This is a genomic window from Nocardia sp. NPDC052112 (assembly GCF_040680135.1).
Classification (GTDB): Bacteria; Actinomycetota; Actinomycetes; order Mycobacteriales; family Mycobacteriaceae; genus Nocardia.
This window is the reverse complement of the sequence record NZ_JBFAWD010000004.1, coordinates 96,254-110,049: the sequence shown is the minus strand read 5'-3', so window position 1 is coordinate 110,049 and position 13,796 is coordinate 96,254. Positions and strand designations below refer to the sequence as shown.

13 protein-coding genes are annotated in these 13,796 nt (G+C 65.5%); 10 read left to right on the top strand and 3 right to left on the bottom strand.

Features of this window, described 5'->3' with window-relative positions:
• Nucleotides 1-789, bottom strand: a complete 789-nt coding sequence (locus AB0L58_RS08905) for an SDR family oxidoreductase (protein ID WP_364383482.1) — start codon at nt 787-789, stop codon at nt 1-3.
• Nucleotides 789-1,994 (bottom strand): cytochrome P450, encoded by a 1,206-nt coding sequence (locus tag AB0L58_RS08900; protein WP_364383479.1) that lies wholly within the window; start codon nt 1,992-1,994, stop codon nt 789-791. The genes AB0L58_RS08905 and AB0L58_RS08900 overlap by 1 nt, the downstream gene beginning before the upstream one ends.
• 301 nt (nt 1,995-2,295) lie before the next feature.
• Between AB0L58_RS08900 and AB0L58_RS08895 the strand changes: the two genes are divergently transcribed.
• The 10 genes from AB0L58_RS08895 (at nt 2,296) to AB0L58_RS08850 (ending at nt 12,912) form a co-directional block, all read left to right on the top strand.
• Nucleotides 2,296-3,819 (top strand): aldehyde dehydrogenase, encoded by a 1,524-nt coding sequence (locus AB0L58_RS08895; RefSeq protein ID WP_364383476.1) that lies wholly within the window; start codon nt 2,296-2,298, stop codon nt 3,817-3,819.
• A gap of 64 nt (nt 3,820-3,883) precedes the next feature.
• Complete coding sequence (locus tag AB0L58_RS08890; protein ID WP_364383473.1) at nt 3,884-4,636, top strand: SDR family oxidoreductase; 753 nt, start codon at nt 3,884-3,886, stop codon at nt 4,634-4,636.
• Nucleotides 4,637-4,647: 11 nt separating this feature from the next.
• On the top strand, nt 4,648-5,526 hold the full coding sequence (locus AB0L58_RS08885) for an NAD(P)-dependent oxidoreductase (RefSeq protein WP_364384503.1): 879 nt from the start codon (nt 4,648-4,650) through the stop codon (nt 5,524-5,526).
• Between the two features lie 19 nt (nt 5,527-5,545).
• On the top strand, nt 5,546-5,998 hold the full coding sequence (locus AB0L58_RS08880; RefSeq protein WP_364384499.1) for a carboxymuconolactone decarboxylase family protein: 453 nt from the start codon (nt 5,546-5,548) through the stop codon (nt 5,996-5,998).
• Nucleotides 5,999-6,010: 12 nt separating this feature from the next.
• A complete protein-coding gene (locus AB0L58_RS08875) occupies nt 6,011-7,477 on the top strand; it encodes an FAD-dependent oxidoreductase (RefSeq protein ID WP_364383471.1) in 1,467 nt (488 codons plus the stop codon).
• 11 nt (nt 7,478-7,488) lie between these two features.
• Nucleotides 7,489-8,067, top strand: a complete 579-nt coding sequence (locus AB0L58_RS08870; RefSeq protein ID WP_364383468.1) for a TetR family transcriptional regulator — start codon at nt 7,489-7,491, stop codon at nt 8,065-8,067.
• Between the two features lie 78 nt (nt 8,068-8,145).
• Entirely contained in the window at nt 8,146-8,964 is an 819-nt protein-coding gene (locus AB0L58_RS08865; protein WP_364383465.1) for an alpha/beta hydrolase, read from the top strand.
• Between the two features lie 53 nt (nt 8,965-9,017).
• The gene (locus tag AB0L58_RS08860; protein ID WP_364383462.1) at nt 9,018-9,443 is read left to right on the top strand and encodes an acyl-CoA thioesterase; all 426 of its coding nucleotides are present in this window, start codon (nt 9,018-9,020) and stop codon (nt 9,441-9,443) included.
• Between the two features lie 81 nt (nt 9,444-9,524).
• The gene (locus tag AB0L58_RS08855) at nt 9,525-10,301 is read left to right on the top strand and encodes an ABC transporter ATP-binding protein (protein WP_364383460.1); all 777 of its coding nucleotides are present in this window, start codon (nt 9,525-9,527) and stop codon (nt 10,299-10,301) included.
• A 94-nt stretch (nt 10,302-10,395) separates the two neighbouring features.
• Nucleotides 10,396-12,912, top strand: coding sequence for an FtsX-like permease family protein (locus tag AB0L58_RS08850; RefSeq protein WP_364384496.1), 2,517 nt, complete (start codon nt 10,396-10,398; stop codon nt 12,910-12,912).
• 2 nt (nt 12,913-12,914) lie between these two features.
• Here AB0L58_RS08850 and AB0L58_RS08845 read toward each other — a convergent pair whose 3' ends face one another.
• Nucleotides 12,915-13,499 (bottom strand): ADP-ribosylglycohydrolase family protein, encoded by a 585-nt coding sequence (locus AB0L58_RS08845; protein WP_364383457.1) that lies wholly within the window; start codon nt 13,497-13,499, stop codon nt 12,915-12,917.
• Nucleotides 13,500-13,796 lie beyond the last annotated feature (297 nt).

Below are 13,796 nucleotides of genomic sequence, written 5' to 3'. Positions count from 1 at the left end.
CTAGGCATTCGGTAACGGGCGCAGCGGGGCCTCGGGCTGGACCTCGACCAGCACGAGATGCGCGCCGCGCGGCGCGGAGACCACGGCGATAACCGCGGCGGCCAGATCGCTGGCCCGCAGCATGTACGGGTGGCGGGCGAAGCCCCAGGTCTTCCAGTCCTCCAACATCGGCCCGACCACCTCGGGCGTGGAGTTCATGCCCATGCCGGTCAGCGTCGGACCCGGCCGCACCAGCGAGGCGCGAACTCCGCTGCCCTCCAGTTCCATTCGCATCTGTTGCACCATTGCCTCGAGCCCGGCCTTGGCCGCGCTGTAGGCGCCGGTGCGCGGGCGTGGTTCCTCGGCGCAGTCGGAGCTGATCAAGACGAAATCGCCACGCTGCCTTCGGATCATGCCCGGCAGCACCCGGTGCACCAGCCGGTGCGCGCCGACCAGATGCACCTGCACCTGCTGCAGGAACCGCTCCGGTGTCATCTCGTGTACCAGCGAGAATTCGATATCGCCTGCGCCGGAGACCAGGATTTCGGTGGGACCGAGGGTATCTTCGGCCGCGACGACGAAATCGTCGATGGATGCCGCGTCGGTGACGTCGAGCTGGTGGGCGAAGGCTTCGCCGCCATTGGCACGGATCTTGGCCGCCAGCGCTTCGCACTGATCGACCCGGCGTGCCCCGACCGCGACGGGGTGCCCGAGTTCGGCGAGCGCCTCGGCCGTCGCGGCGCCGATACCAGAGGATGCTCCGGCCACGATCGCCGGTCGGCGCACCGGATTCGGTTCGAACCGTGGCACTATTTCGCCTCCACGATGATGGGCAGGTTCGCGAACCCGCGGACATTGGTCGAGTGCACGCGCTTGATTCCGGCGTCGACGACGTCGTAAGAGCGCACGCGCGCGGTGAATTCGCGCAGGGCGACGCCCGCCTCGAGGCGGGCGAGGTGCGCGCCGAGGCAGAAATGCACGCCCGCACCGAAACTGGCGAGTCCGGCCTTATCGGTGCGGCCGATGCGGTAGCTGTCGCCGTCGGCGAAGACCTCCGGATCCCGATTGGCCGAACCGATCAGCAGCAGCACCTTCGAACCCTTCGGGATAGTGCGGCCGTGCTGGTCGATATCCACCGCAGCACAGCGCGCGACCAGCTGGCTGGAGGTGTCGTAGCGCAGGGTCTCCTCGACCCAATCGGTGACCAGCTCGGGTTCCGCGACGACCTTGGCGTATTCGCTCGGATTGCGCGCACTCCAATACAGCGCGTTGCCGAGCAGTTTGGTGGTGGTCTCGTTGCCGGCCACCACCATCAGGAACATGAAGCCGATGATCTCCTCGTCGGACAGGGTGTCGCCGTCGATTTCGGCGTCCAGCAGCGCCGAGGTGAGATCCGCTGTCGGGGAACGCCTTCGCGCGGCGACCAAATCGGCGTAATAGGTGATGAGCTTGATCGATGCCTGCGCCGCGGCCATCGGGACATCCAGGACGCCGTCCTCGCGGTGTACCACCAGATCGGCCAGTCTGCGGATCTCCGCGCGGTCGGCCTCGGGCACACCCATCAGTTCGGAGATGACATCCATCGGGAGTTTGCCCGCGACCTCATCGATCCAGTCGAACTCACCGTTCGCGAGTGCCGGTTCGAGGTAGGAGAGCGTCAGCTCCCTGATCCGGGCTTCCATCTCGGCCACCCGCTTGGGTGTGAAGCCCTTGTAGACGAGTCGGCGCATGCGCATATGCCGCGGATCGTCCATGGCCAGGAACGACATCACCCGGCTGGCGTGCGGTCCCCATGCCGCCGGGTCCAGCGAGACCCCGTTGGCGCTGGACAGACGGACACTGTCGCGGAAGGCCGCGGTCACATCCGCGTGCCGGGACAATGCCCAGAAATCTAAATCCGCGTTGTGGTAGAGCGGCGCCTCGGTGCGCAGCCGCTCGTAGGTGGGGTACGGGTCCTCGTGGAACGCGTAGTCGTAGGGGTCGAAGGTCAGGGGCTCCAGTGAGGCGGCCGTCATTGCGATAACCCGGTATTCGAGAACCAGTTCTTATCGACGACCGGTGTTGCACCATCGATGAGAGACACATAGCTGGACATGTGTCTGGACGGTACCATCGTCGTGTCGGAAACGACAGAGTTTTTCCTGAAAAATATGGTGCCCCTGGCCATGGCTCGCGGCTTGCGCCGTCTAGTGGCAGGTAGCTCTCATTGCGGGCGATCGCGGCGGTTCGGAAGCGTCGTTCTGAAACGAGTTCTTGCGCCGTATCGCACGCCGAGACTATATTCCATACACCTGTCCAGACAACATCGGAGAATGTATGAACGCGGCATCGCGCAGCGATTCGACGAGCGGTGGTGATCGGGCGACGGTCGGGCACGGCATCCTGTCCGCCGACAGTTCGCGCCTGCTGATCGGCGGCAAACTGGTCACCGGCGGCGACGGCGTCTTCGCGACGGTCAACCCGGCGACCGAGGCGGTCATCGGTCAGGCCGCGAATGCGAACGGCGCGGATATGGACGCGGCCATCGCGGCGGCGCGCACCGCATTCGACGACACCGACTGGTCGCGCGATCACGCCTTCCGCGCCCGCTGCCTCGAACAGCTGCGCGCCGCATTGCAGGCCGATCTCGATGAACTCCGCGCGATCACCGTCGCCGAGGCGGGCGCGCCGACCATGCTGACCAGAGGGCCGCAATTGGAAGGCCCGGTCGCGGATCTTTCGTACTCGGCATCGCTGGCCGAAACCTACAGCTGGGAAACCGATCTCGGCACCGCGACGCCCATGGGCATTGCGAGCCATCGGGTACTGCGGCGTGAGGCGATCGGCGTGGTGGGGGCCATTACGCCGTGGAACTTCCCACACCAGATCAATTTCGCCAAGCTGGGTCCTGCGCTCGCGGCCGGAAATACGGTGGTACTCAAACCGGCGCCGGATACCCCGTGGTGCGCGGCGGCCGTCGGCGCGATCATTGCCGAGCAGACCGATATTCCCGCCGGCGTCGTCAATATCGTGACCTCCGCCGATCACGGCCTCGGCGCGCAGCTCACCACCGATCCCCGGGTCGATATGATCAGCTTCACCGGTTCAACACAGACCGGCAGATCGGTAATGACCGGCGCGGCAACGACTTTGAAGAAGACCTTCCTCGAACTCGGCGGCAAATCGGCATTCATCGTGCTCGACGACGCGAATATCGCGGGGGCCTGTTCGGTGGCGGCGTTTTCGGTGGCCGTGCACGCGGGGCAGGGCTGTGCCCTCACGACCCGACTGTTGGTACCGCGCGCGGTATACGACGAAGCGATCCAGGCCGCGGCGGCCACCCTGTCGGGCATTGTGCCGGGCGATCCGACCGATGCGCGCACCGTCTGCGGGCCACTGATCTCCGAACGCCAGCGGGCCAGGGTGGAGCGGTATCTGGAGATCGCGCGTGCCGAGGGCGGCCGGATCGTGGTCGGCGGCGGCCGACCGGCGGACCGCGAGCGCGGGTACTTCATCGAACCGACCTTGATCGCGGACGTGCCCAATACCGCGACGGTCGCCCGCGAGGAAATCTTCGGACCCGTGCTCGTGGTGATTCCGCACGACGGCGACGATGATGCGATCCGGATCGCCAACGACTCACCGTACGGACTCTCCGGCTCGGTATGGGGTACCGACCCGGACCGAATTCGCCACGTCACCAATGGCGTTCGCACCGGCACGATCGGCGTCAACGGTGGCATCTGGTACTCGGCCGACGCACCGTTCGGCGGCTATAAACAATCCGGCATCGGCCGGGAAATGGGCGTCGCCGGATTCGAGGAGTACCTGGAAACCAAGCTCGTCGCGACCGCCGGATAGACCACAACGGAGGCCCGCAGCGATCGCTGGCGGGTCGCTCGAAAAGATCAGAGGAGCTGATTTCATGACTCGATTCCCGGGCAAGACCGCCATTGTCACCGGCGCCGCCCAAGGCATCGGCGCGACCTACGCCAAAGCGCTGGCGCGCGAAGGCGCCAATGTCGTTGTCGCGGACCTGAATGCCGAACTCGGCAAGGCCGTCGCGGCCGAGATCACCGCGGGCGGCGGCAGCGCCGTCTTCGGCGAGGTCGATGTGGCCGATCCGGAGTCGGCCACCGCACTCGCCGAATTGACCGTCCGCGAATTCGGTGGGATCGATCATCTGGTGAACAATGCCGCAATCTACGGCGAGATGAAACTCAACCTGCTGCTCAGCGTGCCTTGGGATTACTACAAGAAATTCATGAGCGTGAATATGGACGGCGCGCTGAATATGACCCGCGCGGTGTGGCAGCACATGGTCGAGGCGGGCGGCGGATCGATCGTCAACCAGTCCTCCACCGCCGCATGGACATACTCCAGCTTCTACGGCCTGGCCAAGGTCGGCATCAACGGCCTGACCCAGCAACTCGCCTTCGAACTCGGCGGTTCCAAGATCCGCATCAATGCCATCGCGCCCGGACCCATCGATACCGAAGCCACCAAAAACGTGACACCCAGTGTCATTGTCGACGATATGGTGAAACGGCTGCCGCTCAAGCGTATGGGTACACCGGATGATCTGGTCGGTGCCTGCCTGTATCTGCTCTCGGACGAGGCGAGCTGGGTCACCGGGCAGATCTTCAATGTCGACGGTGGACAAGTGTTCCGATCATGAGTGAGCCAACGATCGGCACAACCGGCGAATTGCCCGTCGGGTTCATCGGTTTGGGCAATATGGGCGCACCGATGGCCAAGCGCCTGCTGTCCTGGCCCGGCGGACTCACCGTCTGCGATATGCGTCCCGACGCGGTCGCGCCGTTGACCGAAGCCGGTGCGGCATCGGCGGTTTCGGCCGCGGAGGTCGCCGAGAAGGCGGCTGTCGTTTCGGTGACCGTGCTGGACGACGAGCAGGTGCGGGCCGTGGTCACCGGACCGGACGGGCTGTTGCGGACGGCCGCTGCGGGAACCGTTATCGCGGTGCACTCCACCATCAGCGACCGGACCGCCGAAGCGCTGGCGGGCGAATGTGCCGAGCACGGTGTCGAATTGGTGGACGCGCCGATCAGCGGTGGTGCGGTGGGCGCCACGCGCGGCAAGCTCGCGGTCATGGTCGGCGGCAGTGCTACGGCATTCGAGCGGGTGCGCGGCCCCTTCGGCTGCTTCGCCGATCTGGTCGTGCACGCCGGACCGGTCGGCGCGGGTACCCGAATGAAGTTGGCGCGCAACCTCTTGCACTTCATCGCGTTCACCGCCGCCACCGAGGCGCAGCGACTGGCCGAGGCCGCGGATCTGGATATCACCGTGCTGGGCAATGTCGTCCGGCACTCGGACGCGGTCACCGGTGGCCCCGGCGCCATCATGCTGCGCGACCGCACGGCACCGATCGAACCGAATGATTTCTGGTTGCCGATCCTGAGCCACGTGCGTGATCTCGGCGAAAAGGATCTGAGCCTGGCACTGGATCTCGGCGCGCGACTGGGCGTCGAACTGCCGCTGGCGGAATTGGCTCTCGACCGCCTCGGGCCTGGGCTCGGTGTGCCAAGCGAAAGGGAAACCAATGAGTGAAGCATCGCGTAGCGATTCGATGGGGGGTGGTGGGCGTGCGAACGGATCCGCCGATTCCGTGCGGCAGCGTGGGCTCGCCAAGATGGCCGAGGTCTACGGCACCGAATTCCAGAACTATCCGGGTGACCATTTCGCCATGACGGCCGACCATCTCTTCGCCGAAATCTGGTCGCGTCCCGGCCTCACCATCCGGGACCGCCGACTGATCCTGCTCGGTGCGCTCGCCGCGCAGGGGCTGATGGATACGGCGGGTATCCAGATCGGCGCCGCCCTGCGCAACGAGGAGTTGACCGAGGCGCAACTGCACGAAATCGCGCTGTTCCTCTGCTATTACGTCGGCTGGCCGAACGGCACCAAACTCGACATCCTGGTGGGAACTATTGTCGCCCAACAGAAAAAGGCGGCACGCAAGCAGTCCGAACCGGTGGGGGAGTCCGAATCGTCTGTGTCGTCCGAGGACGCGAGTAAGTAAGGAACGCGAAATATGTCTGATGCCGCAAAGATTCGGCCGCTGCGTGCCGACGCGATCGCCGCATGGGATTTCGAGGCCGATGTCGTCGTCGCCGGATACGGCATCGCCGGTGTCTGTGCCGCCATCGAGGCCGCGCGCGCCGGTGCCGAGGTGCTGATCCTGGAACGCACCGGCGGCTGGGGCGGTGCGGCGGCCATGGCGGGCGGATTCATCTACCTGGGTGGTGGCACGCCCTTGCAGCAGGCCCTCGGCTTCGAGGACACGCCGGAGAATATGGAGACATTCCTCCAGGCCGCGCTGGGGCCGGGACAGGATAGGGCCAAGATCGCGGACTACTGCCAGAACAGCGTCGAGCACTACAACTGGCTGGTTTCCTGCGGTGTGCCGTTCAAGGAGGAGTTCTGGGGGGAGCCCGGCTGGGAGCCGCCGCACGACGAGGGGCTGATGTATTCCGGCGGCGAGAATGCCGCGCCGTTCAATGCGATCGCGAAACCCGCTCCGCGCGGCCATGTTCCGCAAATGGCGGATAAGAAGATCGGTGCCAGGAGCGGTGGCTACATGTTGATGAAGCCGCTCGCCGACACCGCCGAAAGTCTCGGTGTCCGTGTGGAATACGACATCAGGATTCGGCGGCTGGTGATCGACGAGACCGATCGGGTGGTCGGCGTCATCGCGACGCGCTTCGGCAAGGAGGTCGCGATTCGCGCCGAACGCGGGGTCGTACTCGCCACCGGCAGTTTCGCCTACCACCAGCAGATGATCGAGGGCTATGCGCCGCGGCTGATCGGGCGGCCCGCCGCGGCCATCGAGGAGCACGACGGCATCGGCATCCTGGTCGCGCAGGCGCTCGGCGCGGAGCTGGCACATATGGACGCCACCGAGGTGGCCTTCTTCGGAGATCCACAGCTGTTGGCGCGCGGCATCCTGGTCAACGGGCGCGGGCAGCGCTATATCCCGGAGGACACCTATCCGGGGCGGATCGGGCAGGCGACGCTGATCCAACAGGAGAATCAGGCATTCCTGATCATCGATGAGGAGTCGCTCGAGGCGGCGCTGGCCACGGTGACGTCCACACCGTTCTTCCGGCAGCCGCCGACCTGGGCGGCCGAGACGGTCGCGGAGTTGGAATCCGATATGGGTCTGCCGGAGCGCGCGTTGCAGGGCACCATCGACTGCTACAACCTGCACGCCGCCGATGGCCGGGATCCATTGCTCGGCAAGAAGCCGGAGTGGGTCAAGCCGATCGGCACCCCGCTCGCGGCCTTCGACATGCGGGGATTCACCGCGGGTTTCACCCTCGGCGGATTGCGTACCGATTTGGATTCGCGGGTGCTGCACGTCTCCGGCGAACCGATTCCCGGCCTGTTCGCCGCGGGTCGCTGCACCTCCGGGCTCTGTGCCGGTGGCTATGTCAGCGGTGCGTCCCTCGGTGACGGTAGTTTCTATGGCCGACGCGCCGGTCGCGCCGCCGCAAAGTAGGATCCAGACACATGTCCGAAGGCGAGTCCATCATCCTCGAGGCGACCCGGCGTCGCCTCACCGAGAAACAGGCCGACACGGTCGACAAGCTGACCAAGGCCGCGGTGGAAGTGCTTGCGCGCGAAGGCTTCGCGGGGATGACCATCCGCATGGTCGCCGCGGCGGCCGGCGTCGGCACCGCCACGGCGTATACCTATTTCTCCTCCAAGGAACACCTCGTCGCCGAGATCTTCTGGCGTCGCCTGTTCGCCAGTTCGGCTCCGGTCAGCGATGACCCGGATCCCACCGTCCGGGTCATCGCCGAACTCCGTAATATCGCCATGCTGGTCGCCGACGAACAGGAACTCTCGGGTGCGGTGACCAGCGCCCTGCTCGGCCGCGATCCCGATGTGGCCCACCTGCGGGCGCGGATCGGGATGGAAATCCGCAAACGATTGGTGCGCGCCCTCGGCCCCGACGCCGACCAGGACGTGGTCGAATCCCTGGAACTCGTCTACGCGGGCGCGCTCGTTCGTGCGGGTATGGGCTATGCCTCGTACTCCGAAATCGCCGACCGAATCGAGAAATCGGCGCTGCTCATCCTGAGGTAGGAAACTTACCCAAGAGGTAATCGACTCCATTATCGGCGCCCGCAATGATGGTGAGGCACCTGATGATTGGAGAAACCGATGCCCTACTTCGACTCCCACGACGGCACCATCCTGCACTACCAGGACTGGGGTTCCGGACAGCCGGTGCTGTTCCTGGCCGGTGGCTGGTTGAGCAGCACTTCGTGGGAACTGCAGATGTTGCCGCTGTCCAAGCAGGGGCTGCGGTGCCTGTCCTACGACCGGCGTGGGCACGGCAAGTCCGACTGGGTCGGGCACGGATACGACTACGACACGCTGGCCGCGGATCTGGCCGCATTCCTCGAGCATCTCGATCTGCGCGAGGTCACCGTGGTCGCGCATTCGATGGCGGGCGGTGAGATCGTCCGGTATCTGAGCCGCTACGGCAGCGATCGGATCAGCCGGGTCGCGCTGGTCTCGGTGACCATGCCGTACTTCGCGCAGGCCGAGGACAATCCGAACGGCGTGCCGAAGGCCGTCTTCGATGCGGTGGGCGCGGCCCGCGCCGCCGACCGGCCGCTCTGGATGGAGCAGAACGCCCAGGCCTTCTTCGCGACCCATCTCGGCAACCAGGTGTCCTCGTCGCGGATCGCGTGGATGGTCCAGAAGTGCATGGACTGCTCACTGCTGGCGGCGGATGAGGTCATGAACACGATCTACAACGCCGACTTCCGTGACGAGTTGCGCGCACTCACCGTGCCCACACTGGTCATCCACGGAGATGCCGATGCCTCGGCCCCCATCGACCTCTGCGGGCGGGTGCTCGAGGACCTGATTCCCGGCAGTACCTACAAGGAGTACCCGGCCACCGGACACGGCATCATGATCTCGCACGCCGCGCAGCTCAATGCCGACATCCTCGACTTCATCAAAGCGTGAGTTCAGTGCGGTAGCGGCGGATTCTTGTCAGACCCCGCCGCTACCATCCGCCCATGGCGTTCGCACTCCCCATTACGGTCTCGCCCGAGGACATCGATGGCAACGGGCATATGAATATGGCCGTCTATCTGCAGTATGCGGAACGCGCGCGCTGGGCCTGTCTGCGACAGGGCGGCTTGACCCAGGAGAAGCTGCAGGCCGCCGGGGTCGGCCCGATCGCGCTGCAGGCGACGCTTACTTTCAAACAAGAACTGTTCGTCGGCGACGAGGTCACGGTCACTTGCGATTTCGTATGGGACGGCAAGACCCACCAGACCAGGCAGGAGATCCGTAAGTCGGATGGCACGGTCTCCGCGGAGATCGTCGGCGTCGGCGGTCTGCTCGATCTGACCGAACGGCGGTTGGTGCCGGACGGGGCGCGCTATTTCCGCGACCTGGCGCAGGATCCGACGCTCTTCGGTCTGGGTCGGTCGGAGTAGTTCTAAGGGTTCATTGAGACCTCGAGAGTTGGGGGAGGTCCCTGATGGCGCGGGCACGCGATACCCGACAGACTGGATTGCATGACTTCGCACGCCCTAGGTGCCGACCTCGAGAATTCGGCCGCCGCCACTACTGTGGCGGCTCGCGCCATCGACCTGGTGAAGGTCTACGGCCACGGAGATACGCAGGTCAGGGCACTGGATGGGGTATCAGCCGAATTCGTGAAGGGGGAGTTCACCGCGATCATGGGGCCCTCCGGATCGGGCAAATCGACCCTGATGCACTGCCTGGCGGGCCTGGACAGTGCCAGCTCCGGAACCGTGCGGATCGGCGAGACCGATCTCGCCGGGCTTTCCGATAAGCAGATGACCCGGCTGCGGCGCGATCGCGTCGGCTTCGTCTTCCAGGCATTCAACCTGGTGCCGACGCTGACCGCGCAGGAGAACATCACACTGCCGCTGGATATCGCGGGTCGCAAGCCCGACCAGGACTGGCTGGATACGGTCATCAAGCGGCTCGGGCTCGGCGACCGACTCACCCACCGGCCGAGCGAACTGTCCGGCGGGCAGCAGCAGCGCGTGGCGTGCGCGCGGGCGCTGGCCGGTAAGCCGGAGATCATCTTCGGTGACGAGCCGACCGGCAATCTGGACTCGCGTGCCTCGGAGGAGGTGCTCTCGATCCTGCGCGCGGCGGTGGACGAATTCGGGCAGACGGTCGTCATCGTCACCCATGAGCCGCACGCGGCGGGATATGCCGACCGGGTGGTGTTCCTCGCGGACGGTCGCATTGTCGACGAGTTGCGTGATCCGACCGCCGAATCGGTGCTCGACAAGATGAAGTCGCTGGAGCAGGCGTAGTGAGCGCGCGTCAGCGAGTGAACCAAAGACACAGCGCGCCTTCGCACACGACGGAGCCGAGCGTCAGCGAGGTGCGGTCGTGAGCAGCAAACCGATGCGCAAGGTGGTCTTGCGCAATCTCGCCGCGCACAAGGTGCGCTTGGCATTGACCCTGCTATCGGTGGTACTCGGAACCGCGTTCATCGCGGGCTCATTCGTCTTCACCGATACGCTGCAGCGGACCTTCGACGGGATCTTCGCCAATCAGGCCAAGGGCGTCGATGTGCGGGTGAGTCCGCAAAAGCAACAGGCACAGGGCATTCCGCTCAGCGTGGTCGATCAGATCTCGAAGATGGACGGGGTGCGTGCGGTCGCGCCGAGCGTGAACGGTCCGCTGGTGCTGCTGCATCCGGACGGTAAGAAGGCCGTACAGACCGGCGGCGCACCGACTTTCGGTCAGTCCTATATTCCGCCGGACCGGGCGGTCGCCGAGCCGGACAAGTTCGTTCAGGGCGTCCCGCCCGCGCACGAGGGCGAAATCGCGCTCAATACCGGCGGTGCCGACCGCGCGGGTCTGCATGTCGGTGACAAGACCAAGGTGCTGATTCCCTCTCACGGCAGTCCGATCGACGTCACCCTCACCGGAATCTACGAAGTCCCCTCGGACACCGGCGGTTTAATCGGTGTGCTGTTCGACGATGCGCAGGCGCGCCAGCTGTTCACCGACGGCTCGCATGTCGCCTATGTCGATGTCGCGGCCGCCGCCGGTACACCCGGCGACGAACTGCGCGACAGGATCGCGAACGTCTACGTGGATTACAAGGTGCAGAACGGCGATCAGGTGCGCGCCGATCTGAAGAAGGAAGTCTCCAACGCGCTCAACTTCATCAATTACTTCCTGCTTGCCTTCGGTGCGATCGCGCTGATCGTCGGCACCTTCATCATCTACAACACCTTCTCGATGATCGTGGCACAGCGGTTGCGTGAGCTGGCGCTGTTGCGCGCGGTCGGTGCGAGCCGACAACAGGTCGGCCGATCCGTGGTGGCGGAGGCGCTGGTCATCGGATTGATCGGCAGCGCAATCGGTCTGGCGGGCGGCGTCGGTCTGGCCTTCGGGCTTTCGGCACTGCTCAATGCGTTCGATCTCGGCCTGCCGACCGGATCGCTGACGGTGCTGCCGCGCACGGTGATCGTCGGACTGCTGGTCGGGCTGTTGGTGACCGTCGTCAGCGCCTATGCGCCCGCACGTCGCGCCGCCAAGATCCCGCCGGTAGAGGCCATGCGCGAGGAGTTCGCCTCGAGCGGTGAGTCGCTGCGGTTGCGGACCGGGTTCGGTATTGCGCTGGCCGTCGCGGGTGTGGTGCTCGTGGTACTCGGTGCGCAGAGGACCGGTGGCCATGCCGCTTTGACGGTCGGGATCGGCGCCCTCGGTCTGATCTTCGCGGTACTGCTCGCCGCGCCCGCGTTATCGCGGCCGGTGGTGGGTGCTCTCGGGGTGCTGCTGCGGCCGTTCGGCTCGATCGGCCGGATGTCGCGCAACAATGCCGCGCGCAACCCACGGCGCACTGCCGCAACGGCTTTCGCGCTCACCCTCGGTCTGATGCTGGTGACCGCGATCGGCATGCTCGGCGCATCGGCGAAGGCCAGTGTGAGTGTGCTCGTCGACAAGGGGGTGAAGGCCGACTACGTGCTGGCCGGACCGCAGATGATCGGTGTGCCGCTCGGCGCGGGTGATGCCGTGCGCAAATCGGTGCCCGGAGTGGCCGATGTGGTCGGCTTGCGCGGTGTCGCGTTCAAGATCGGCGACGAGCAGGTCGGCGGCACCGAATTCGACGGCTCGCTCGGCAGTGTCATCAACTACGACATGATCAAGGGCACCAGCACGCTGGGTGATCACGATGTCATGGTGTCGCAGGACGAGGCCGATAAGCGCGGCTGGAAGGTCGGCGATCAGGTCAGTGTGACGAGCCTGGGGTTCAAGAAGATTCCGGTCGAGGTGGTCGGCATCTACAAGAAGACACCGCTACTCGGACCGCTGGTGGTGTCGCCGGTCATGTACGAAGAGGTGATGCCGGTCAACTTCCGGACCAACCTGTTCATGTTCGTCAAGGCGAAGCCGGGTGCGGATCTGACCCAGATGCGTACCGATCTGGAGAATGCGACCGAGCAGTTCGTCGTGGTCCAGGTGCAGGACCGGGAGGAGTTCAAGGGCGCGCAGGGCAAGCAGATCAATACGCTGCTCGCCATCCTGTACGGACTGCTCGCGCTCGCGGTGGTGATCGCCATCCTCGGCATCGTCAATACCCTGGCGCTGTCGGTGGTGGAGCGGCGCCGGGAGATCGGCATGTTGCGCGCCGTCGGCATGCAACGGTCGCAGGTGCGCCGGACCATCTATCTGGAATCCATGCTGATAGCGGTATTCGGTGCGATCGTCGGGATGCTGCTCGGCCTCGGCCTCGGTGTCGGCTTCCTGCGGACCCTGCGTGAGTTCGGCATCGATGAGATTGCGATCCCGTGGAACCAACTGGTGCTGGTGCTGATCAGCTCGGCCGTGGTCGGTGTGCTCGCCGCGCTGTGGCCGGGCATCAGGGCCGCCCGCACACCACCACTGGCCGCGATCGCGGATCTGTAGGTCTATCTACGGAAATAACGGGGGCATACCACTCCGCCGTCGGCGCTCTGGAGGCGTCGCTCGGCGCAGTGGTGCCGAATTCGATGCCGAAGTCCATGGCCAAGCGTTCGATGATCCAACGCGGTGCGCCGCTTGGGCGGGACTGCCGCGGCGGCCGCGCGGGTTCCGAGGGTACTTCCGCAGATGGCTCGGGTGGAATCGCTATCGCCGGAGTGGTTGACCGCGAACGGGATTCCGTTGCGGAAGATGTGCTCCGGTGTGCCACCGACCTCTTCGGCGGCGAGCGTGGCGAATACTCCGATGGCCAGGACCTCCGGGCCGGTCCAGTCGAGGCCCGCCGTATCCTCCGGTGCGGGCATCCGGCCGCCTCCGCATGCGGCCAGTTCGATGGCGGCGGCGAGTGCGGCCGAGGTCTCGTCGTGGTTATCGTGCCGCTCGAGTGTGGTGCGGGCCGGCTCGAGTGCGGTACCGAGATCGATGCCACGGGGCAGACCCGCGACGATAGCGGCCATGTGCCCGCAGGTAGACAGCCACTCGGATTGCCGGGGGTCAGTGCCGCTGCGACACAGCTGAATTCGAAGATCCACCCGATGGTTCTACGGCGGTCATGTCTGCGCGGCGCGGCGCGCGCGGCCCGCTGAACAGCCGAAACTGGTTGTAGGCCAGGGAGTATCGGTCGGTTCGGCGATCCGAGGTCGTGCCGGTCGGCTACTCAGGTGAGGTATAAGCCAGGGTCACGTTCAGGGTGCCGGTGCGAGCTGACCGCTGTCCCCGACTACGTCACCACGGTGCAGCATGCGGATCGTCTCCAGCTAGTCGAGATCGTCGAGCGGCCGGTCGGCGATGTGTCTCTCCGGTCACAGTGTGCTGAGTTCGGCTAACGA